Consider the following 21,385-nt stretch of genomic DNA (forward strand, 5'->3'; position numbering starts at 1 on the left):
TCCGCGTAAAATGTGGTCATTCGAGGACAATGAATGGAATTCAGAACATGTCGCTGGCACTGGGGTGCTGAGTTTATTTCCGATGACGTGGTACGTTTTCGCGTCTGGGCTGAAGGGCAGAAAGATCTCACGTTGCGTTTAACCGACACCGACATCCCGATGGCGGCGATGGGCGACGGCTGGTTTCAGATTGACGTGCCCGGCATCCGGCACGGTACGACGTATCAGTTTGTTTTACAGGATGGAATGGCGGTGCCGGACCCGGCCTCGCGCGCGCAGCAGGCTGACGTCAATGGCCCGTCGGTAGTGATCGACCCGCGTCGCAGCCTGCCCACGCGACGGGAATGGCAAGGACGACCGTGGGAAGAGACGGTGATCTACGAGCTGCATATCGGCACCTTCACACCGGAAGGCACCTTCAGGGCGGCCATCGACAAACTGCCTTATCTCGCCGATCTGGGTATTACGCAGCTGGAAGTGATGCCCGTGTCCCAGTTCGGGGGCGCGCGCGGTTGGGGGTATGACGGCGTACTGCTGTATGCCCCGCACTCGGCGTATGGCACACCGGATGATTTTCATGCCTTCATCGATGCCGCTCACGCGCTCGGGCTTTCCGTGGTGCTGGATATCGTACTCAACCACTTTGGACCGGAAGGCAACTACCTGCCGTTACTCTCACCGGCGTTTTTCCATCAGGATCGTATGACGCCGTGGGGCAACGGTATTGCCTATGACGTTGACGCCGTCCGGCAATATATTGCCGAGGCGCCATTATTCTGGCTGTCGGAGTATCATCTCGACGGTTTGCGCTTCGATGCCATCGACCAGATCCATGACGACGCAGAGACCCATATTCTTCCCGAGATAGCGCAACGGATCCGCGACGCATTTCCGGATCGGCATATCCATCTCACCACCGAAGACAGTCGCAACGTCATTTTCCTGCATCCGCGCGATGAGCATGGTCAGACGCCGCTTTTTACCGCCGAATGGAATGATGACTTTCACAACGTCGCGCACGTCTTCGCGACCGGGGAATCACACGGCTATTACCAGGATTTTGCCTTTGAGCCGGAGAAAAAACTGGCGCGGGCGCTGGCAGAAGGGTTTGTCTACCAGGGGGAGATCTCGCTTCAGACCGGGAAATCGCGCGGGGTAGAGTGCCGCGAGCAACCGCCGCAGTTTTTTGTCGATTTTATTCAGAACCACGACCAGGTCGGCAACCGTGCCCAGGGGGAGAGGCTTATCTCTCTGGCAGGCGCAGAGAAAACGCGCGTGCTGTTCGCGGCACTGCTCCTGTCGCCCCATATTCCGCTCCTGTTTATGGGGGAGGAGTATGGCGAGACGCATCCGTTCCTCTTCTTCACCGACTTCCACGGCGACCTGGCGAAAGCGGTGCGGGAAGGGCGCGCGAAAGAGTTTTCCGGCCATGCCGGGCACGATGAAACCGTACCGGATCCTAACGACCTGAATACCTTTATGCGGTCGAAGCTTGACTGGAACAAGGCAGAAACGGAGGAAGGCAGGGCGTGGCTGCACGTTACGCGTGAACTGATTGCGCTGCGTCAGCGTAATATCGTCCCGTTACTGAAACAACGGGGCGCCGTTGAGGGTCACGTCCTGCAAACGGCGCTCGGCATGGTTGCCGTGAGCTGGCGTTTTCCGTCCGGTACGCTGTCGCTGGCGCTGAATATCGGCAAAAAGCCGCTCACTTTACCGGACCTGTCCGGAAAAACGATCTTTAGCTGGCCGGAGGCCGTCGAAAACCTGCCGCCGAACAGCATTGTTGTTCGCTTTGCTGACGGAGACGCAGCGCTATGATCCCTTCATCTACTTATCGAATTCAGTTTCGCAACGGCATGACCTTCGATCGCGTGGTGGACCTGATTCCGTATATGAAAGACCTCGGTATTAGCCATCTCTACGCGTCGCCTGTTTTCACCGCCACCACAGATTCGACCCACGGCTATGACGTGACGGATCCCAACGAAATCGACCCGGCGATTGGCGGACGAGAAGGGTTTGACCGCATGGCGGCGGCGCTTAAACAGGCGGGGATGGGGCTGATTCTGGATATCGTTCCTAACCATATGTCGACCTCGCTGGAAAACCGCTGGTGGCGCGATGTTATCGAGCACGGCAAGAAGAGCCGCTACGCAGCGTATTTTGATATCGACGGGTCCCGACCACTGACGTTGCCGTTTCTTGGCGACACCTTTGAAGCCGAGCTGGAGCGGGGAGCTATTACCTTAAAACGTGACAGTGTCACGAACAGCGCGGCGCTGGTTTACTATGATACCGCTTATCCGCTTAATCCCGGCACGTATGACGAAAGCAAGAGCATCGCTGAGATCCACGCGGCGCAAAGCTGGCGGCTGATGTCCTGGCGGGAAGCGCCGAAACAGCTTTCATGGCGGCGCTTTTTTGAAATTACCGGGCTGGTGGGCGTGCGTGTAGAGGATGAGGCGGTATTCGCAGACACGCACCGCCTGATCCTTGAGCTTGTCCACGCCGGAACTGTCGACGGCCTGCGCATTGACCATGTGGACGGGCTTGCCGATCCGCTGGGCTATTTGCAACGCCTGCGGGCGGCGACCGGGCCGGACTGCTACATCACGGTGGAGAAGATCCTCGCCAAAGGGGAACAGCTTCCCCCGGAATGGCCCGTCTCGGGCACCACGGGGTATGAGTTTATCGCCTCGCTGGCGGAAGTGCTGGTGGATGATACCAACCTCTCGCGGCTGGAGACGCTTCACGACGAGACGCTGGGTACGATCGTGGACAGACAGGCGGAACTTCGCAAAGCCAAAGGGCTGATGACCGATCGTAATTTTGAAGGCGAATTTACCACGCTACTCAAAATAGCCAGCGAGCTGGCCGGGCATAACGGCGCCGACGTGGAGCACGAGGACATTCGCCATGCCTTACGCGAGCTGCTCATCGCTTTTCCGGTGTATCGCACCTACGGCACCGCGGAGGGGCTGACGCCATCGGATGTGGCGCTGCTCAGCCGGGTGGTCGCCAGCGTCAACACCTCTGAACCCGCTCTGAGCCTGATCGTGCGTATTCTCACCGGCGATGTGCCAGAGCATGACCAGGCGCTGGCCTCGCTTTTCCGCACCCGTTTTCAGCAGCTGACCGGGCCGCTGATGGCGAAGTCGGTAGAGGATACGCTGTTCTTCCGCCATAACCTGGAGCTGGCCCTGAACGAAGTCGGCGCCGACCCGACGCCGCGCGCGTTTTCACTTTCCCGTTTTCACCAGGAGATGCGCATTCGTCTTGCCCGGCAACCCGATGCGCTACTGGGCACCTCCACCCACGACACCAAACGCGGCGAGGACGCGCGGGCGCGGCTTTACACCCTGACGGAAGCGCCAGATCTGTGGAGCGAAAACCTGGCGCGCTGGCGGCAGATGAACCAGACGCATGTCCGATTTCTTAATGACGGCACCGCGCCGAACGCCGCCGACACCTGGATGATTTTCCAGGCGCTGGCGGGCGTCTGGCCAGCCACGCTGTCGCCTGACGATCGTGACGGCCTTAAGTCACTTGAAGCGCGTTTCCTTGGTTTTATTGAGAAGGCCCTGCGCGAAGCCAAACAGCGTACCGACTGGATCGACAGCAACGAAGGGTACGAGAGCGTGGTGCTGGACTATGTGCGCCATCTGCTCTCCCCGGATAACACCCTGTTCCTGCATGATTTCAGTGCCGCACTCCAGCCGTTTATTCGGGCGGGGTTAATGAACAGCATGAGTCAGACGGTCATCAAGCTGACGGCGCCCGGCGTACCGGACATCTACCAGGGCAGTGAAGGGCTTAACTTTAGCCTGGTCGACCCGGATAACCGACGCGAACCGGATTTCACCGCACTGGCGGAAAACCTCAGCACGGCGGATGCAACCCTCTTTAACGATGCGCAACGCTGGCGAGACGGCAGCGTGAAACAGTACGTCACCGCCACGCTGTTACGGCTTAGGCCGCATTATCCCGCGCTTTTCCGCTACGGCGACTGGCTGCCGCTGAAGGTGAGCGGCGAGCGGGAGGAGAAACTGATCGTTTATGCCCGCATAAACAATGACGAGGCGCTTATCGTCGCCGTGCCGCGCCTGGTGTTTGACGTCACCGACAATGCGACGCTGTGGGCCAATACTACCGTGGCTATACCCCAGGAGCTGGCCGGAAAGCGCTACCGGGATCTGTTTACCGGTGAGCGTCGCCGTCTGCCAGAGACGCTGGATTTAACGTCTGAAAAGGGATGTTTATTGGTTCTGCTTACCTGCGATTAATCGAGAGAACAAAAATGCCAAAGGATACAACGTTTGAAATTCGGGCCGGTCATGGCCAGCAGTTGGGCGCAAATTATGACGGGAAAGGGGTGAACTTCGCCCTGTTTTCCGCCCACGCGGAGCGGGTGGAGCTTTGTCTGTTCGACCCCTCCGGGAAAACCGAAATCGCCCGCCTGGAGCTGCCGGAATATACCCATGAGGTCTGGCATGGCTATGTGCCGGATCTGAAACCGGGGGCGCTGTATGGCTACCGTGTTTATGGTCCGTACGATCCGGAGAACGGCCACCGGTTCAACCCCAATAAGTTGCTCATTGATCCCTATGCCCGTGAACTGGTGGGTGACATTGAGTGGAACGATGCCCACTTCGGCTATGAGCTGGGCCACGATGAGCTGGATCTCAGTTTTGATACCCGAGACAGCGCGCCGTTTACGCCCAAATGCAAGGTTATCGATCCCAATGCCGTTGACTGGCAAGATTCCCGCCGTCCCGATATCCCCTGGCCGCATACCGTGGTCTATGAGAGCCACGTAAAAGGCTTTACCCAGCTTAACCCGGCGATTCCGCCTGAACTGCGCGGTACGTTTGAGGGGATGGGGCATAAAGCGTCGGTGGAGTACATTAAAAGCCTCGGCATTACCTCGGTCGAACTGCTGCCGGTTCACTGGTTCCCTGACGATCAGCACCTGCTCGATCGCGGCCTGAAAAATTTCTGGGGCTATAACTCGCTCGCTTTCTTTGCGCCAGCGTCCCGCTATTACGGCCCGGCGGGGATCCAGGGGTTCCGCGACATGGTGCGTGCCTATCATGACGCGGGTATCGAGGTGATCCTCGACGTGGTCTATAACCACACGGCAGAGGGCAACGAACTGGGGCCAACCCTGTCGTTCAAAGGGATTGATAACTTCTGCTATTACCGCACCATGCCGGATCAGCACCGGTATTACATCAACGACACCGGCACCGGGAACACCGTTAACACGTCGCACCCGCGCGTGTTGCAGATGGTCATGGACTCCCTGCGTTACTGGGCGGAATCGATGCAGATTGATGGTTTCCGCTTTGACCTCGGGACCATTCTCGGACGTGAGCCGGAGGGATTCGATCCGCGCGGCGGCTTCTTCGATGCCGTGACCCAGGATCCGGTGCTGTCGAAGCTGAAGCTCATCGGTGAGCCGTGGGATATCGGCCCCGGCGGGTATCAGGTGGGGGGCTTCCCGCCAGGCTGGGGTGAGTGGAACGACAAGTACCGCGACACGGTGCGCGAATACTGGAAGGGGGATAACGTCTCTAACGATTTTGCCGCCCGTCTGTTAGGGTCCGGTGATTTGTACGATCTGCGCGGGCGTCGTCCGTGGGCCAGCGTCAATTTTATCACCGCGCATGACGGCTTCACGCTCAACGACCTGGTGTCGTACAACGAGAAGCATAACGCCGATAACGGGGAAGATAATAACGACGGACACAACGATAACCGGTCATATAACTACGGCGAAGAGGGGCCGACGGAAAACCCGGATATCATCGCCACCCGCGAGCGACAAAAGCGCAACTTCCTTACCACGCTCTTCTTCTCTCACGGCACGCCGATGCTGCTGGCAGGTGATGAGTTTGGCCGGACGCAAAAGGGCAATAACAACGGCTATTGTCAGGACAGCGAAATCTCCTGGGTAAACTGGGAAGGACTCACTGAAAACGACGAGAAGCTGCGCGAGTTTACCCGTCGGTTGATTGCCCTTCGCGCTGAGCAGCCGCTGCTGCGACGTGAAAACTGGCGCGACGGGCTGGAGATCCGCTGGTTTAACGCCGGTGGCGGCCCGCAGCAGTCGGAACAGTGGGATGAGGGATCCACCCTTGGTCTCGCCATCAGCCGTCCTGATCTTGTGCAGGAAGAGAGCGTCTGGCACGACGTGCTGATGCTGTTTAACCCGTTTGAAGGCACGGTGCCATTCCAGATCCCGCAGTTTGGCGAAGGGGGCTGGGTGCTGGAACTCTCGACGGCGGATGATGCCCCCACAGGGGAGATCATCACGGACTCCGTCGATTATGAACTGGCCGGACGGAGTATGACGCTTTTCCGCCGTCCTTAAAGAGAAGCCGCCGCGCGTGCGGCGGTATCGTACAGGGAGGAGATCGCGCGGAGTAACTGCGCGGTCTCACCAATCGACGCACCCGGAATGCCGCTTTCCGCATGAATGTTGATCAGGCAGGCTTCCCGCACCTCCCGGTACTTCATGCACAGCGCTTTTCCCTCCTCCGTGGTGGAGAAAAAAAGCTCTTTTCCGGCTTTCTCGCTGGTGACATATCCCGCCTTGACCAGCTTTTTCAGCGCATACGTGACCACATGCGTATCTTCCACGTTCAGCACAAAGCAGATATCAGCCAGCTTTTTCTTACGGTTGCGGTGGTTCACGTGGTGCAGAAGCGAAACGTCAAAGGCCCCCATATCCGGTTCACCCGCTGCGGTCATACAGCGCACCATCCATTTGTTAAACGCATTGCTGGTCATGATCAGCGCATATTCCAGCTCTGATAATTCCGCACACCGCTCTGAGACGAGATGACGGGATGAGACGATACGCCCGTCCGTTATATCGTCGTGGTTTAACGCTGTCGTCTTTTTCTTTGTCGTCATAACGATCCTTCCCCCGAAATGTAAACCCGTCGATAAAATAAGAACATTTTATTGATAAATTGTTTACATGTTTTTGACGTTCAGATATAGCTTTTTAGTGCAGGTTCTGTGGAGCCTGACGCAAAACACAACATCGCGCGCCGTAATGCACCGGCTTCGCTCTGCTGCGAAGTATAAAAAATAGCCGTCGGCGCGCAACGCTCACTTTGGATAGGGTAACGTTTATGGACAGTTCTACACTGTTGCCACTTATCGGGATTCCGGTGGTGGTTATAGGTTTTGCACTGCGTTTCAACCCGCTGCTGGTGGTCGTGGTGGCGGGGCTGGCGACGGGCCTGCTGGTTGGCATGGATTTCGGGATGCTGCTGGAAACCTTTGGCGAAAAGTTTGTGAATAGCCGATCGCTGGCCACCTTCATTCTGATTCTGCCGGTCATTGGTCTGCTGGAGTATTACGGACTGAAAGAGCGCGCGCAGGCCTGGGTCGCGAAGATCGCCAGCGCCACCTCGGCGCGTATCCTGATGCTCTACTTTGTCGCCCGCGAAGGGACGGCTGCGCTGGGGCTGATGTCACTCGGCGGCCACGCGCAAACGGTGCGTCCGCTGCTGGCGCCGATGGCGGAAGGGGCGGCCCTGAATGAATACGGCGAACTGCCGCAGACTATTCGCGACAAAATCAAAGCCCATGCCGCCGCGTGTGACAATATCGCGGTTTTCTTTGGGGAAGATATCTTTATCGCCTTTGGCGCGGTACTGCTGATTGACGCGTTCCTGAAAGAGAACGGGATCGAGGGGATCGAGCCGCTGCATATCGGCCTGTGGGCTATTCCGACCGCTATTGCGGCACTGATCATTCATATGACGCGCCTGCTGCGCCTCGACGCCAGCATTCGTCGCGACGTGATGGCCTGGAAAGCAGAGCAGGGTACGCAGGAGATCGCACCATGATGACCCTCATCACCATTAACCGCGTGTACTACCTGATCGGCTTTGTCGTGATGCTGCTGGTTGTGATGACCCTTCGCGATCGCGCTAACCCGAAACGCTTTACCACCGCGCTGTTCTGGTTCTTGTTCGGCGGGATTTTCCTGTTTGGCGATCTGATGGTGCAGGAGCTGGGCAAGTCGCTGGCGTATCGCATTATTGGCGGCGCCGTTATCGTGATTGCGCTGCTGGCCGGTTTCGGGCTGGTCGGGAAGGGGCACTATAAAATGGCTACCGAGGAGGAGCGCGTTGCCTCGTCGAACCGGCTAAAAAACTGGCTGTTTTTACCCGCGTTGATGATCCCGGTGGTGACGGTGATCGGGACGCTGTTCCTGAAGGGCGTCTCGATCGGCGGCGTTTACCTGCTCGACCAGAAACAGCTCACCCTGGCGGCGCTGTGCGTGGCCTGCGTGGCGGCGATCCTCACGGGCTGGTGGCTGACAAAAGGCACGCCGTTGCATGCGGTGCGTCAGTCTCGTCGGTTGGTCGATACCATTGGCTGGGCGGTGATCCTCCCGCAGATGCTCGCCATGCTCGGCGGGGTGTTTGTGGTGGCAAATACCGGCGAATCGGTACAAAAGGTGGTCAGCCTGTTTGTGAACCCGGACAGCCGCTTCATGCTGGTGGTCATTTACTGCGTGGGGATGGCGCTGTTTACCATGATCATGGGTAACGCCTTCGCTGCCTTCCCGGTGTTAAGCGCCGGTATCGCTCTGCCGTTCCTGATTAACGTCCATCATGGTAATCCGGCGCCGCTGCTGGCTATCGGGATGTACGCGGGCTACTGCGGCACGCTGATGACGCCGATGGCCGCTAACTTCAACATCGTGCCCGCCGCGCTGCTGGAGCTAAAAGACAAATATCAGGTCATCAAGATCCAGATCCCGACCGCGTTAACCCTGCTGGTGGTGAACGTGTTCTTAATGTATTTCCTCGTGTTTCGCTAAGGAGCTGCAATGGAATTAACGCAACATCAGGCTGACGCCTTCGCCAGAATGCCGTTGACCTATTTACGTCAGGAATACCCGAACCACATTATGCATCTGCTCAACGACGACGGCGACGTGTTGCCGCCTCGCGAGCTGCATCCGATTTTTTACGGCTGTTTTGACTGGCACTCGGCGGTGCACGGCTACTGGCTGCTGCTGCGCTGCCTGCGCCTCTGGCCCGAACTGCCGTGCCGGGAAGAGATCATCACTCTGTTCGAAGAACACCTGACCGACGAGAAGGTGGCAAAGGAGCTGGCCTATTTTACCGCGCCGTTCCGCGCATCGTTTGAGCGGCCTTATGGTTACGGCTGGCTGCTGGCGCTGGCCCAGGAGCTGAAACAGTCGTCGCTGCCGCAGGCGGAGCGCTGGTACCAGACGCTGCAACCGTTAACGCGGGATATTCGCCAGCGGCTGGTGGATTACCTCAGCAAGCTCACCTATCCCATCCGCGTCGGCACGCACTACAACACCGCATTTGCGCTCGCACTGGGGCTGGATTATGCCCGGGCGGTGACGGATGACGGGCTTGAACAGGCGATCCTGGACGCGGCGACGCGCTTTTATCATAAGGACACGCAATATCCGGCGCATTATGAGCCGGGCGGCGACGAGTATATTTCCGGGGCGCTGACCGAGGCGTTACTGATGAGTAAGGTGGTGGCGAATTTCCCGGCCTGGTTCGATGCGTTTCTGCCGGAGGTGGCTTGCGTTTCAGCGCTGATGAACCCGGCAGAGGTGAGCGACCGCACCGACCCGAAAATCGCACATCTGGACGGGCTTAACCTCAGCCGCGCCTGGTGTATGAAGCACATAGCCCGTGCTCTGCCGGAAAACCACCCGGCGCAGCAGGCGTTACGCGATGCCGTTGCGCGTCATCTCTCGGCAAGCGTGGAGCATGTTGTCGGCAGTCACTACAGCGGCGGACACTGGCTGGCGAGTTTTGCGCTGCTGGCGCTGGAGTAGGGCTAGTTATATTTTCGCGCTCATCCTGTTTCCGCAGGATGAGTGATTTTACGCAACCGGCTCGCGCTGACGACGACCGATACCGCAGAAGCTGCGGCGGCGATCCACAGCGCAACATGAATTGACCTGTCATCTGTTGCCAGCAAAACGCCCACGGCGGCGGCGCCCAGACACTGCCCGAATGTGCGCATAATGGATAAAACACCGGATGCATAGCTCGCATGCTCACGACTAACGTTTGAGAGCATTTCACGGTTATTGGGACTCTGGAAGCAGCCAAACCCCATTCCGCACACCAGACTCCGCAGACAGATATCCCACATTGAAGGGCGGTCGGGTAACATCGCCAGCAGGATCAAACCGACGACAAAAATCATCAGCCCCAGGGTGGATATCACCGGGGCTGAAATTGTGTCCGCCCACCGGCCTGCATGCGGCGCAATCAGCACGATGCCTAACGGCCACGGCGTAAACAGCAGGGCAGAGACCACCGGACTGTAGCCGTATTCGCTCTGAAACAGGAAGGGCAGCGCAATAAAAGTGATCCCCTGGCTGACAAAAGCGATCATCGACGTGAAGGCCGCGAGGGTAAAACGTTCATTTTTAAACATGGTCGGCGGCAGTAAGGGGTTATCCGTGCGGCGGATCTGCCAGATAAACGCCGTGCCGCTTAGCGCGGCGACAACCGTCCAGCAAAGGCTAGCGAGGTGATAGGTCGCGTCCTGGAGGCTGTTTGCCGCCATGATCGTCGACCCCAACAGCAGCGCTGACAATATGGCGCCCGGGGTGTCGAAGGGCATTTGCTTGCGAACCGCCTCCCGCGGCAGCGCGCTGACCGCCAGCAGTAAGGCGAAGGCGCCTGGGATAATGTTTATCGCAAACAGCCATTGCCAGCTCAGGGTGTGAAGGATCGTTCCGCCCAATACCGGCCCGATAGCGGAACTGGAGGCGATGAGCAGGGCGTGCAAACCCAGAATGCGGCCAAGCACTCGTCCGGGAAATACGGACCGCAGTATTGCGGGGGCAATACTGAGCGTCGCCGCGCCGCCGATCCCCTGAAGCACACGCATGCCGATGAGCACTTCAGGAGATTTCGCCAGCGCGCAACCCAGTGATGTCAGAGTAAATGTCGCCAGACCTGCCAGAAATACGGGTCGGTAACCCAGGCGGGCCGCAAGCGCCGCGAATATCGCCAGCGTCATTGCGGCCGCGAGCAGATAACCGTTGGCGAACCAGACGGCAAGACTGGCAGGTACATGCATCTCCTGGGCCATGGAAGGCAGGGCAATGTTGATCATGGTGCCATCAAACACGCCCATTAAGGTGGTGGTCATTATTGCGGCCATCACCCGTGCGCGCGCTGGGCCAGGCAGTCCTTCGTCGCCGGGTTGAGTGGAAAAGAGCGTCATCATGTGTCCTCTGAGAACCGTGTATGGATGACAAAACTATAAAGCTGGCTTTTACAGGGCGGAAGGCGCACCATCTGCACTTTATCGTTGCATGAAACGCCTTATCTGAATGTGCAGGAATGAGCGCTATGACCGATCCCGATTTTAATTTACTGGTTGCACTCGACATGTTGCTGAGCGAAGCGAGTGTCGCAGGTGCGGCACGTCGCCTGAACCTCAGCACCTCGGCCATGAGCCGGACATTAAGCAGATTACGCGACGTCACAGGCGACCCGATCCTGGTGCGCGCCGGACGTAACATGGTACTGACCCCGTGGGCCGAAGCGACCCGGGATCGCGCCAGGCGTGCAGTGCACGAGGCCAGGGCGGTATTGCAGCCCTCAACCGAAACGTTCAACGCGCAAAGTCTGGCGCGCCTTTTCACTATCAGGGCAAACGATGGTTTTGTGGTGGCCTTTGGGCCTGCGCTTATAGCGGCTGTGGCCGACGCCGCGCCGGACGTCTGTATACGCTTCGCGCCTAAGCCGGAAAAAACGTCGCGCTATCTTCGGGAAGGGCTGGTTGACCTGGAGATTGGCGTCCAGAGCAATATGGGGCCTGAAATACGGCTGCAACGGTTGTTTGAGGATCGGTTTGTGGGCGTCGTGCGTAAGGGGCACCCGCTGGCTACGCAGGCAGACATACACGTGGACGATTATGTCGCCTGGGGCCATGTGGTCGCGTCACCCGAGGGCGCATTGCACGGATCCGTTGACGATGCGCTGGCCGAACTGGGGACAAAACGTAAAATCGCGAGCGTCGTACCGGGATTTCCGACGGCGCTGTCCGTGGCGCTGGAATCGGATCTTATCGCCATGATACCCGCGCTCTATTTACTCAATCAGCAGGTAATGGACCAGGTACACGTTTTCGAGCTGCCGTTCAAAAGCCGACGTATCACGGTGTCGCAGATGTGGCACCCAAGAATGGAACGCGACCCAGGTCACCGCTGGCTGAGAGAGCAAATTCTTGCGGTATGCGGAGTGGGAAGGTGAGACATGATTAAGGGGGTGTGTATAGCGATTGCTATACACACCGCTTATGCTATGCTTGTAAAGCAATTGCTATACAAGAGGTATGCCCATGAAATCAGATGTTCAACTCAATATCAGAGCCAAAGAATCCCAGCGGGCGCTTATCGATGCCGCCGCAGAGATCCTCCATAAATCACGTACAGACTTTATTCTGGAGATGGCCTGTCAGGCAGCCGAGAATGTGATCCTCGATCGGCGTGTATTCAATTTTAACGATGAACAGTATGCAGAGTTCATTGACATGCTCGATGCCCCGGTCGCGGACGATCCTGCCATAGAAAAACTGCTGGCAAGGAAACCTCAGTGGGACGTGTAACAGCTCCAGAGCCCTTATCCAGTGTTCATCAACTGGCGGAGTTCGTCAGTGGAGAGGCCGTGCTTGACGAATGGCTAAAACAAAGAGGCCTGAAAAACCAGGCGCTCGGCGCAGCCCGAACATTTGTGGTTTGTAAAACGGGCACGAAGCAGGTCGCGGGTTTTTACTCACTGGCTACCGGCAGCGTTAACCATACGGAAGCGACAGGCCATCTTCGCCGTAACATGCCGGATCCGATTCCCGTGATTGTACTTGCCCGTCTGGCTGTCGATGTCTCATTACACGGAAATGGGTTGGGAGCCGATTTACTCCACGATGCGGTTTTACGCTGTTATCGGGTGGCAGAGAATATCGGAGTGAGAGCGATCATGGTTCATGCACTCACTGAAAACGCCAAAGCTTTCTATCTTCACCACGGTTTTAAAGCATCCCAGACTCAGGAACGAACACTGTTTCTCCGGCTTCCTCAGGAGAAGTAAAAGGGCAATAAGTTGCCCTTTTGTTTGTCACTCATCCGCTACCGTGTTGTTACCGGACAGAGCGCCGGATCAAACACCGTTTTCCAGTCCTTTTGCATATCCACTACCGTCCAGCCTTTTGCTTTTGCAACCTGTAATCCCTCTATCAGTTTTCCACTGGCCGGGGGATGGCTGTCATAGGCATATTCACGTTCGGCATCGGTATGATGGACGATAAGACCGAATGTTTTCGCATCCGGATTGGCCGCAGTGTATTGCATCATGGCAAGATCGCCATCGCTATTGCCAAAGGCTGCGACGGGACGGTGCCCCATAAACAGATGAATGGCGACCGGTTTATTGGCCGCATCATCGTTAAACGCGCCCTGCATGGTTTTTTTGATTTCAGCCCCGTCGGGGGTGAGTGCAAATTCCCCCAGCGCAAAGGATCCGACAACCTGTTCAGGCGGAATGCCATACATTTTTTGCGAAAGCACGCGCATAAAGTCGATACCGCCACCGGAGATAATCCAGGTTTTGAAGCCATTCTCACGCAAATAATCCAGCAGCTGTCGCATCGGTTGATACCCTAACCGATCGTAACCGCAGTCGAAACGCGGATCTTTTTTGCTGGACACCCAGTTCGCCACGCGCTGGTCGAACTCGGTGGTGGTGATATCGCTGTGGGTTAATGCCAGCAGCTTAAGCAAGCCTGCTTCACCTGCGGCTGCGACGGCGTTGATATCGTTATTAAGCACGGACTGTACCAGCGGCTCTTTCGCCCATTCAGGATGCTGTGGCGCCAGACGTTTCACTTCATCCAGAGCAAACTGGATCTGAAAGGTAAGAGGCGCCTCAGGCCATAAGGTCCCGTCGTTATCAAACACGACATACCTTTTTTCCGGTGGAATATAGGTTGAACGATCGGCGTTGGTTGTATTTTTCACCCACTCCATAATCGCTTTTTTCGCAGCGGTATCATTCCAGGCCGAAAGGGGGTCGGCCATTGCAGAGCCGCACAGGCTGGCTAACACAACGCCAAGGATCACACGCTTCATAAATGACTCCTGTTTTTGGGGACCAGGCCCGGAAGTGCAGTGGGTTTCCAGAATCGACGGTACTGGTTAGTGAGAAATTGACCGCTGCGGCGCAGCGCATGACGTAAAAACCAAAGCGCCATACAGCCCGCAATAGTCAACGCAATAAACAGCGCAATGAGACTGACAGGGAGATCCGTTTTCCCTTTCAGCACCGATTCGGCACCGGCATTTAATGCCGCGCCGACCGTATAGCGACTGCCAGGCAGTTCAGCCAGCTGCCACTGCTGGTGGGTGGTGTCCCACCAGCGTAATTTAATCGGCGGCAGAACAATTTCCCCGGCCTCGATCGGAAGATAGCGCAGGGTTTCAATACGCTGCGCGCCGTCAATGTCGCCTCTGCCGGACGTAATAAGGCTATTTTTTGCCGTTAATCGCTGGGAATGCGAACCAGGTATCGCAAAAAGGAGTTGAGGGATCTGCACCGGAGAAATATCTCCCGCGCGCACCGTCACCACGCGTTCAATAACGTCACCCGCCCGCAGCCCCTTGTCGCCATGAGTGGTGTGTATGTTCACCTGTTGGGTGAGCGTCAGTCGGGAGGCAGGAAGAAAACGATCGGGCTGCTGTACATCCCTGGGCCAGGTTACGTTCTTCTCCAGCGGCGGCAGCTGAACGGTAGTCGGCGCTTCTCCGGCTGCCGCGAAAGTGATTTCCTGCGCGGGTAAGCGAAGCGTTCCCTGATCCCATGCGGCGACCTGCCGCTCCATGCGTACGCCGCTCCAGGTGATGCCACCTTCACGGCGGGTGACAAGCTGATTAGGGATCGCCGTAGTAAGCAGGTCACCATTTTCGACCGGAAAATCGGGCCACGTCGGCGGGGGATTAAACCAGCCATCGGTCCAGAAGGTGACGGCGACGCGCACCGGTTGGCCCGGTGCCACGTGTTCAGGGGCGATCAACTCGCGGGTAATGTTCATTGCAGCGTGACAGGGTAACGTCAAAAATACGATCAGCCAGAGCAGTCTCATTCAGCGCCTCCCGGTTGCGTACGATAAAGATTCTCCAGCAGACCGGAGGGGGACACGGTAAGGTTCTCATACCACTGGCTGACCTGAGGTGTATTACCGGCAACGGGTTGAATATCTTTTTGATTAACACCCTGATCTGGCTTCAGGTCGCGCTTGATCTCATCCGGCTTGTAATCCTGCTCCTCACCCTGTGCAGCCTGACGGTCTCGCTCTTTTTGCCGCAGCTGCATGATGATCGCGGCGATCTTCGCCCGGTTCCCTTGCGCCAGCGTCCAGTCGGGCCGCAGGCTCAACGCTCGGTCATAGCTGTTCAACGCCAGTTGCCACTGTTTTTGCTGGGCCAGCGCATTGCCCGTCCACACCAGCACGTCGGGTGTTTGCTGCGCCTGACGGAAAGCGGCAGTCGCCGCCGGAAAATTTCCGGCCCGATACCAGGCGATACCCTGTCGAAGCGGGTCAGTGTAATGGTGAGCGGCCTTGCTGTAATCACCGCGCGAAAAGGCATATTGCCCCTGCATGTCCGGGCTAATCCACGCATCCAGCCAGGCGGCATGTCCGGCAGGCTGCCAGAGCAGCAGCGGGGCGATAATCACCCAGCAAAAAAGCTGTCGTCGCCAGAAGAAAAGCATTCCCAGCAGGGGGATAACCAGCATCCAGCCGTCGTTTCGCCAGTGCAGATCGCCACGGGCATTGTTTTGCGCCGTTACGCCCTGTTCAATATGGCTAACAATAACCGGGAGGTCGTCGTCGTTGGCCGTCACCAGCGTAACGGGTATGCCCGCATTGCGAATGGCCTCGAAACGGGAGACGTTCAGTCGCGTGTCGATACCAAGCCCCGCGAGCTTTTCAGGTAACGCGCCCCCCTGGGCTGTCCCCGGGACCCATACCTGAAGCGGCAGTCTTTGCTTGCCCAGCCAGGCGGCATCTTCCGCGCTGAGAGTATCGGCCACTAAAATGATGCTGCGAGGTGAAGCGGGCATGTTTTTCATCGCCAGCGACACTGCGTTCTGTAAACCGGAACCTTCACCCGACGGCAGTAAACCCGGTTTTTGCGCATGCAGAAAGAGGGAATAAAACGTGGGATCGACAGTCAGCGGCGTGGTCAGCCAGGCCCCGGCATGATAAACCACCAGGCCAAATCGCGTGCCTGGCTGACGTTCCATTAATGTCATAATTTTTGTCTGCATCCGTTCGTGTCGGCTGGGGGCGAGATCGCCCGCGAGCATGGCACCGTCCTGCTGCAAAATGACCATGACGTTGCTTTGTGGCGTCAACGCTGCGGGCAGCTGTCGTTGCCAGGTTGGGCCAGAAAGCGCAATAACGCCCAGCATGGCTATCCACGGCAAGGCCTGCCCAACTTTACGATGCCGCCCGATGATTAACGCCTTCGCCAGCGGCTTATCCATTATCCGTGACCAGGCGCTGCGGCCTGCTGCCGGGAGCCACCAGAGCGCAACGCAGAGCACCAGTAGCAGTAGCCTCCAGGTATAAATAAAATGGAAGTCGCTCATACTTTGTTCTCCCGGACGATACGGTAGAGCTGGAAAGCCAGCAACAGGAGGAGCGCGGCGGCGAGAGGCCAGGCAAAGAGCGGCACGCGCCAGGACCAGCCGATGCTCTTGACCTGGACCGGCGTGATGGCATCAATTTCTTTCCAGACCGCGTCCAGTGACGCGCCGCTGTTTTCCGCCGTCCAGGAACGTCCTCCTGTCATTCGGGCAAGGTCCTGCAACAGGTTCAGGTCAACTTTGTCATCCCCGCTGCTATTCACATCACCAAACGCGATGGTGTGCAGCTGAACATGGTGGCTGACAGCCAGCTGCGCGGCGAGGCGAGGGGTCAATTGTGATGCGGTGTCATTTCCATCCGTCAGCAGAATCGCCAGCTTGCTGGCCTCCTTATCACCGGTTGAATCCAGCAATTTTACCGTGACGCCCAGCGCATCGCCGATAGCCGTCTGCTGGCCAGCCATGCCGGGGACAAGCTGACTGATGCGTGTTTCGAGCGCCTGCTTGTCCTCGCTCACCGGGGCAAACGGCCAGGCGCTGTTCGCAAATATCACTAGTCCAATACGGTCAGATTTGCGGGCCGCCACGAATTTTTTTACCGACTGTTGCACGGCCTGAAGGCGCGTAAGCCCGCCTGCAACATCGTTTTTTTCCATCGATCCGGACACATCCAGAATCAACATAATATTACGCATGGGCTTCTCAATGTGCTGAGGGGGCGTGAGGTACTCAGGACGGGCAAGAGCACAGACCATCAAAGCCCATACCAGCCAGAACATACAGGTGGCCATCTTGCCGCTGCGCTCAGGCTGCTGGTTAAGCTGTAAAGATTCGATTAACCCAGGCAGGAAGGGGACGCGAACATACTCTTTTACGGTGCGCTCACGGGTGAACAAGAAACGCCCGAGTAGCGGTACGAAAAGCACCAGCCAGGCCCAGGGCCAGGCGAAATCGATTTGGGACAGGTATTCAGACATAAGGAAGCCCCTCTATCCATGAGCGTAGCTGCTGACGCAGCCGAAACGTCTCTTCCTCACTGAGGTGGTTTTCAGGCTGGCAATAGCGCTGACAAAGCTGGTCGCGAATGTCCGCATCAAGCGGCAAATCTGACAGCCAGAGCGCCGGGTCCAGATACGCGCTAATCGTCTGGCGCGCGTGGTGAACCAGTAAAATCCGTTTAATCAAAACAAGCCAGCTGTCCACGGAGTGGGATTGCGTGATTGCCTCCAGTGCCTGACGCCGCCACAAATTCCGTCGCCAGCGGGCCAGACGGATAAGGGCAAAAACGAGCAGGGCGATCAGCAAGACGCCGCCCATGACCAGCCATCCGGCAGGCAGCGGCAGCCAGGAGGGAGGCTCAGGCAGGATCGGCTCCGCCAGCTCTGGTATGGAAAATCCCTTCTCTAACATTCAGACTCCTTTTTGCAACTGCCAGAGCAGATCGTCGGCAACGACTATCTGATTAACGCGAACCCCAAGCCGGGTAAGGCGCTTTTCCTGATCGGAGAGCCGTGCCGTGATGTTCTGTTTAATGCCGTCCTGAAGATAGGGTGAAAGCGAGAAGTCAGCTTCGCGTCCTTCATAGCGGGCGGACAGTTTGCCCTGGGAGGGTAAGCGTAAATGCAAGTCATCCAGCGTGACGAACGCGCTCACTTCACCTCGGCGGCGCAGTGCCGCCAGCAGGGCGTCACACTCGTTATCCAGATCGTGGAAATCACCGATGAGCGCCACCCAGCTTCCGGCTGGAATCAGCGTGATGGCGTGACGCAGCATACTGGCAAGCGTGAGTGGGTGAGGCGATTCTTCAGGATAGTTATCGGCGACCTGGTGATTAAAGCGCACGATATCATCCAGCAGCGCCGGTAAGGTGCCAGCCGGGCTGCGGCATTTATGCAGTGAATACGCGTCATCGCCAAAGATGAGGCCACCTAACCGGTCTCCGTCGTGATAGCTCCGCCAGGCCAGCAGGGCGGCTATTTTGGCGGCGGCAACCGATTTGGTTTGTACGCGGGTAGAAAAAAACATGTCGCGGCGCTGATCGACCAGTATAAAAATAGGCCGCTCTTTCTCTTCGTTATAAAGGCGTATCCACGGGGTTCGCATGCGCGCCGTGGCTTGCCAGTCGATCAGGCGGACGTCATCACCGGGCTGATAGCGACGCAGGCTGTCAAAGTTCATCCCTCGGCCTTGCTGGCGTGAAACACGTTCGCCCGCCAATGCACCCGGCGGGATCTGCCCCGGTGGATTGAAAATGGCTCGCGCATCGGCAGCAAGCCCGATCAACGTTTCACGTTCAATGCGTACCGCACTGCTCATTACGCCACCACTGCGTCTAATAACATTTGTACGGCGTCATCCGGGGTGCAATTGTCGGCGCTGGCCTGCCAGGTCAGCATCAGACGGTGACGCAACACCGCCGGGGCCACTTTTTTGATGTCCTCTGGCAGCACGGCATCGCGTCCTTCCAGCCAGGCCTGCGCACGACCGCAGCGTTCAAGGGCAAGGGTGCCGCGAGGGCTGATGCCAAAGCTCAGATAGCCTGCCAGCGTATCGCTCACCTGTTGCGGGTGACGGCTTAAATCCACAATATTGACGATGTACTCTTCGACCGTCGGGTCCACATGGATGGCAGAAATACCCTGCCAGCAGGCGGCTATCTCCTGCTGGCTCAGCATTAAGGTCTCGGGAAGGGGGGCGCTCGTCCCGGCGGAGGCGGCCAGCTGCTGATATTTTTGCTGTTGCTCCCCGCGGACCAGCTGCATGACTTTCAATTCATTTTGCTTTGTCGGGTAGTCCACCAGGACCTTCATCAGAAAACGGTCCAGCTGTGCTTCGGGCAGGGGCCAGGTGCCCTCCTGATCGACCGGGTTTTGCGTGGCAAGCACCATAAAGACCCCCGGCAGCGGCCAGGTTTTTCCCGCTACGGTGACGTGGCGCTCTTCCATCGCTTCCAGTAGCGCAGACTGGACGCGCGCGGAGGCGCGGTTGATCTCATCCGCGAGGATGATGTTGCCGAATACCGGGCCAGGCCGAAAGCGGAACTGATCTTCTTCACGCGTGGCGTTTTGCTGATAAATCTCGCTTCCGGTGATATCTGAAGGCAGCAGGTCGGGTGTGAACTGGATCCGTCGATAATCCCCCTCAACATGACGCGCCAGCTCGCGTACGGCACGCGTTTTTGCCAGTCCCGGCAGGCCTTCCAGCAGTACGTGACCGTCACAGAGCAGGGCAATGATCAGCATTCGCACCAGCTCTTGCTGACCGATAACCTGTTCATTCATTCGTTGTTCAAGTTGCAGCACTTTCTCGCGTTCGATCATCGTTTTAATCCTGCAAAGTCACGTTTAACCAGCGTGGCGATCCCCACCAGGATGGGCTCGGCGTAATTAAAGAAGGCTTTGATACCGGGGCAGAGATAGTTAAGACCCGCCTCGCCGTCCGGGGCGCGCACAATACGGTTTTTGGGGCACTCGCCCCAGCACATGTTCAGATAAGGGCAGGCCTTGCAGTATTTTGGCAGCGTATCGCGCTTACCCATCCCGAATGCTTTTTGACGTTCTGAGAACGCCAAATGCGCAAGCTGGGTATTCTCTATATTGCCAATCTGGTATTCCGGGTAAACGTAATGGTCGCAGGAGAAGATGTCGCCGTTCTTTTCAATCGCTAACCCTTTACCGCAGAACTCGGAGTGGGTACAGATTTGTGCTGGCAACCCCAGAGTCTGGGCGACGGCCGTTTCAAACAGATTGACCTGTACGCGGCCCAAATCGTTATTGACCCACTCTTCAAAGACGGCAATTAAAAATTTGCCCCAGTCGTCCGGATCAACCGACCAGTCGGTGACGATGGAGTCGAGATCCCCGGGGTGCGCGCGTCGGCTACCGGTCACGGGGATGGTATCGTCACGCCAGAACTGCGGCGCGGTCTGTTTGAAATCGACAGGCTCCACGCACGGGTTGAACTGCACATAGGTGGCGCCCAGTTCGCGGGTGACAAAGCGGTAGACCTCAAGCGGGAAGAGGGCATTCGTGCGGTTAACCGTGACAAGTGCATTAAAAGGGACGCCGTGACGCTTGAGGGCATCGACGCCCGCCATCACTTTATCAAACGTTGGCTTGCCGCTGCGGGTAACGCGATAGCGGTCATGCAGTTCCCGTGGGCCATCAATTGACAGACCCACCAGAAATTTATGTTCTTTGAGGAATTCAGCCCATTTATCGTTAATCAGGACGCCATTTGTTTGTAAGTCGTTTTCGACGCGCTGACCGGGCTTTTGATACTGTTTCTGAAATTTGACGACTTTCTCAAAAAATTCGAGCCCCATAAGGGTGGGTTCACCGCCTTGCCAGGAGAAAACCACCTGATCGCCGTCCTGACCGTCAATATACTGCCGAATGAAATTCTCAAGCACCTCGTCGCTCATACCGGTATGGCGATCCTGATGCAGCAACTCTTCTTTGTGCAGATAAAAACAGTAGGAACAATCGAGGTTACAGGTCGAGCCCGTCGGCTTGGCCATCACATGAAAGCGGCGCTTATATTCAGGGCCTTTGCCGTCATATTTCTCGGCGGACGGTAACGCTTTAACGGGTAGTGTGGTGCTGTACTTCATAGCATGCCCCTGAGAAGAAATAACAGACAATGTGCGCAGGTATCACAAAAAAATGGACGGATTGCATGTGCAATCCGCCTGACAC

19 protein-coding genes are annotated in these 21,385 nt (G+C 57.3%); 9 read left to right on the forward strand and 10 right to left on the reverse strand.

The genetic code is table 11. The annotated features are described in order from the left end of the window. The first annotated feature begins 33 nt into the window (after window positions 1-33). The 3 genes from treZ to glgX are packed head-to-tail and all read left to right on the forward strand — an operon-like array spanning window position 34 to window position 6,376. Window positions 34-1,821, forward strand: coding sequence for a malto-oligosyltrehalose trehalohydrolase (gene treZ, locus BH712_RS02400; RefSeq protein ID WP_006810674.1), 1,788 nt, complete (start codon window positions 34-36; stop codon window positions 1,819-1,821). After that, window positions 1,818-4,286: a malto-oligosyltrehalose synthase gene (gene treY, locus BH712_RS02405; RefSeq protein WP_006810673.1), complete on the forward strand. Its 2,469-nt coding sequence runs from the start codon at window positions 1,818-1,820 to the stop codon at window positions 4,284-4,286. The genes treZ and treY overlap by 4 nt, the downstream gene beginning before the upstream one ends. 14 nt (window positions 4,287-4,300) lie before the next feature. Beyond that, window positions 4,301-6,376, forward strand: a complete 2,076-nt coding sequence (gene glgX, locus BH712_RS02410; protein WP_032673839.1) for a glycogen debranching protein GlgX — start codon at window positions 4,301-4,303, stop codon at window positions 6,374-6,376. Here glgX and BH712_RS02415 read toward each other — a convergent pair. Then, window positions 6,373-6,921 (reverse strand): winged helix DNA-binding protein, encoded by a 549-nt coding sequence (locus BH712_RS02415; protein ID WP_006810671.1) that lies wholly within the window; start codon window positions 6,919-6,921, stop codon window positions 6,373-6,375. The two genes, glgX and BH712_RS02415, sit on opposite strands and share 4 nt — an antisense overlap. 224 nt (window positions 6,922-7,145) lie before the next feature. On the opposite strand from BH712_RS02415, the gene BH712_RS02420 reads away from it, so the two are divergent. The 3 genes from BH712_RS02420 to BH712_RS02430 are packed head-to-tail and all read left to right on the forward strand — an operon-like array spanning window position 7,146 to window position 9,856. Next, entirely contained in the window at window positions 7,146-7,868 is a 723-nt protein-coding gene (locus BH712_RS02420; RefSeq protein WP_003857121.1) for a DUF969 domain-containing protein, read from the forward strand. Next, on the forward strand, window positions 7,865-8,851 hold the full coding sequence (locus BH712_RS02425; protein ID WP_006810670.1) for a DUF979 domain-containing protein: 987 nt from the start codon (window positions 7,865-7,867) through the stop codon (window positions 8,849-8,851). Before BH712_RS02420 ends, BH712_RS02425 begins: the two co-directional genes overlap by 4 nt. A 9-nt stretch (window positions 8,852-8,860) precedes the next feature. Continuing rightward, window positions 8,861-9,856 carry a DUF2891 domain-containing protein gene (locus BH712_RS02430; RefSeq protein ID WP_006810669.1) on the forward strand — a complete coding sequence of 332 codons (996 nt, stop codon included), beginning with the start codon at window positions 8,861-8,863 and terminating at the stop codon, window positions 9,854-9,856. 20 nt (window positions 9,857-9,876) lie between these two features. Here the strand turns inward: BH712_RS02430 and BH712_RS02435 are convergent, their stop codons facing one another. Beyond that, window positions 9,877-11,265, reverse strand: coding sequence for an MFS transporter (locus BH712_RS02435; protein WP_032673838.1), 1,389 nt, complete (start codon window positions 11,263-11,265; stop codon window positions 9,877-9,879). 128 nt (window positions 11,266-11,393) lie between these two features. Between BH712_RS02435 and BH712_RS02440 the strand changes: the two genes are divergently transcribed. From BH712_RS02440 to BH712_RS02450, 3 genes are all read left to right on the forward strand, one after another. Next, window positions 11,394-12,299 carry a LysR family transcriptional regulator gene (locus BH712_RS02440; RefSeq protein WP_032673837.1) on the forward strand — a complete coding sequence of 302 codons (906 nt, stop codon included), beginning with the start codon at window positions 11,394-11,396 and terminating at the stop codon, window positions 12,297-12,299. A gap of 88 nt (window positions 12,300-12,387) precedes the next feature. Then, the gene (locus BH712_RS02445) at window positions 12,388-12,654 is read left to right on the forward strand and encodes a type II toxin-antitoxin system TacA family antitoxin (protein ID WP_032673836.1); all 267 of its coding nucleotides are present in this window, start codon (window positions 12,388-12,390) and stop codon (window positions 12,652-12,654) included. Continuing rightward, on the forward strand, window positions 12,642-13,133 hold the full coding sequence (locus tag BH712_RS02450; RefSeq protein ID WP_006810665.1) for a GNAT family N-acetyltransferase: 492 nt from the start codon (window positions 12,642-12,644) through the stop codon (window positions 13,131-13,133). Before BH712_RS02445 ends, BH712_RS02450 begins: the two co-directional genes overlap by 13 nt. A gap of 38 nt (window positions 13,134-13,171) precedes the next feature. On the opposite strand, the gene BH712_RS02455 is transcribed toward BH712_RS02450, so the two are convergent. Genes BH712_RS02455 through BH712_RS02490 form a run of 8 tightly spaced genes read right to left on the reverse strand, consistent with a single transcriptional unit; the run spans window position 13,172 to window position 21,300 of the window. Then, complete coding sequence (locus BH712_RS02455; protein ID WP_006810664.1) at window positions 13,172-14,170, reverse strand: HAD family hydrolase; 999 nt, start codon at window positions 14,168-14,170, stop codon at window positions 13,172-13,174. Beyond that, a complete protein-coding gene (locus tag BH712_RS02460; RefSeq protein WP_006810663.1) occupies window positions 14,167-15,180 on the reverse strand; it encodes a BatD family protein in 1,014 nt (337 codons plus the stop codon). Before BH712_RS02460 ends, BH712_RS02455 begins: the two co-directional genes overlap by 4 nt. Further along, window positions 15,177-16,691 carry a vWA domain-containing protein gene (locus BH712_RS02465; RefSeq protein ID WP_006810662.1) on the reverse strand — a complete coding sequence of 505 codons (1,515 nt, stop codon included), beginning with the start codon at window positions 16,689-16,691 and terminating at the stop codon, window positions 15,177-15,179. Before BH712_RS02465 ends, BH712_RS02460 begins: the two co-directional genes overlap by 4 nt. Then, on the reverse strand, window positions 16,688-17,665 hold the full coding sequence (locus tag BH712_RS02470) for a vWA domain-containing protein (RefSeq protein WP_006810661.1): 978 nt from the start codon (window positions 17,663-17,665) through the stop codon (window positions 16,688-16,690). Before BH712_RS02470 ends, BH712_RS02465 begins: the two co-directional genes overlap by 4 nt. After that, window positions 17,658-18,098 carry a DUF4381 domain-containing protein gene (locus BH712_RS02475; protein ID WP_006810660.1) on the reverse strand — a complete coding sequence of 147 codons (441 nt, stop codon included), beginning with the start codon at window positions 18,096-18,098 and terminating at the stop codon, window positions 17,658-17,660. Before BH712_RS02475 ends, BH712_RS02470 begins: the two co-directional genes overlap by 8 nt. Continuing rightward, complete coding sequence (locus tag BH712_RS02480) at window positions 18,099-19,004, reverse strand: DUF58 domain-containing protein (protein WP_006810659.1); 906 nt, start codon at window positions 19,002-19,004, stop codon at window positions 18,099-18,101. It lies immediately after the preceding gene. Then, a complete protein-coding gene (locus BH712_RS02485) occupies window positions 19,004-20,008 on the reverse strand; it encodes an AAA family ATPase (RefSeq protein WP_006810658.1) in 1,005 nt (334 codons plus the stop codon). Before BH712_RS02485 ends, BH712_RS02480 begins: the two co-directional genes overlap by 1 nt. Continuing rightward, window positions 20,005-21,300 carry an anaerobic sulfatase maturase gene (locus BH712_RS02490; protein ID WP_006810657.1) on the reverse strand — a complete coding sequence of 432 codons (1,296 nt, stop codon included), beginning with the start codon at window positions 21,298-21,300 and terminating at the stop codon, window positions 20,005-20,007. Before BH712_RS02490 ends, BH712_RS02485 begins: the two co-directional genes overlap by 4 nt. Window positions 21,301-21,385: the final 85 nt, after the last annotated feature.

The sequence above is a fragment of the Enterobacter hormaechei ATCC 49162 genome (genome assembly GCF_001875655.1).
GTDB lineage: Bacteria > Pseudomonadota > Gammaproteobacteria > Enterobacterales > Enterobacteriaceae > Enterobacter > Enterobacter hormaechei.

Coding starts and splice junctions, on each gene's coding strand:
- treZ (WP_006810674.1), top strand. CDS start 34: ATGGAATTCAGAACATGTCGCTGGCACTGGGGTGCTGAGTTTATTTCC.
- treY (WP_006810673.1), top strand. CDS start 1,818: ATGATCCCTTCATCTACTTATCGAATTCAGTTTCGCAACGGCATGACC.
- glgX (WP_032673839.1), top strand. CDS start 4,301: ATGCCAAAGGATACAACGTTTGAAATTCGGGCCGGTCATGGCCAGCAG.
- BH712_RS02415 (WP_006810671.1), bottom strand. CDS start 6,921: ATGACGACAAAGAAAAAGACGACAGCGTTAAACCACGACGATATAACG.
- BH712_RS02420 (WP_003857121.1), top strand. CDS start 7,146: ATGGACAGTTCTACACTGTTGCCACTTATCGGGATTCCGGTGGTGGTT.
- BH712_RS02425 (WP_006810670.1), top strand. CDS start 7,865: ATGATGACCCTCATCACCATTAACCGCGTGTACTACCTGATCGGCTTT.
- BH712_RS02430 (WP_006810669.1), top strand. CDS start 8,861: ATGGAATTAACGCAACATCAGGCTGACGCCTTCGCCAGAATGCCGTTG.
- BH712_RS02435 (WP_032673838.1), bottom strand. CDS start 11,265: ATGACGCTCTTTTCCACTCAACCCGGCGACGAAGGACTGCCTGGCCCA.
- BH712_RS02440 (WP_032673837.1), top strand. CDS start 11,394: ATGACCGATCCCGATTTTAATTTACTGGTTGCACTCGACATGTTGCTG.
- BH712_RS02445 (WP_032673836.1), top strand. CDS start 12,388: ATGAAATCAGATGTTCAACTCAATATCAGAGCCAAAGAATCCCAGCGG.
- BH712_RS02455 (WP_006810664.1), bottom strand. CDS start 14,170: ATGAAGCGTGTGATCCTTGGCGTTGTGTTAGCCAGCCTGTGCGGCTCT.
- BH712_RS02460 (WP_006810663.1), bottom strand. CDS start 15,180: ATGAGACTGCTCTGGCTGATCGTATTTTTGACGTTACCCTGTCACGCT.
- BH712_RS02465 (WP_006810662.1), bottom strand. CDS start 16,691: ATGAGCGACTTCCATTTTATTTATACCTGGAGGCTACTGCTACTGGTG.
- BH712_RS02470 (WP_006810661.1), bottom strand. CDS start 17,665: ATGTCTGAATACCTGTCCCAAATCGATTTCGCCTGGCCCTGGGCCTGG.
- BH712_RS02475 (WP_006810660.1), bottom strand. CDS start 18,098: ATGTTAGAGAAGGGATTTTCCATACCAGAGCTGGCGGAGCCGATCCTG.
- BH712_RS02480 (WP_006810659.1), bottom strand. CDS start 19,004: ATGAGCAGTGCGGTACGCATTGAACGTGAAACGTTGATCGGGCTTGCT.
- BH712_RS02485 (WP_006810658.1), bottom strand. CDS start 20,008: ATGATCGAACGCGAGAAAGTGCTGCAACTTGAACAACGAATGAATGAA.
- BH712_RS02490 (WP_006810657.1), bottom strand. CDS start 21,300: ATGAAGTACAGCACCACACTACCCGTTAAAGCGTTACCGTCCGCCGAG.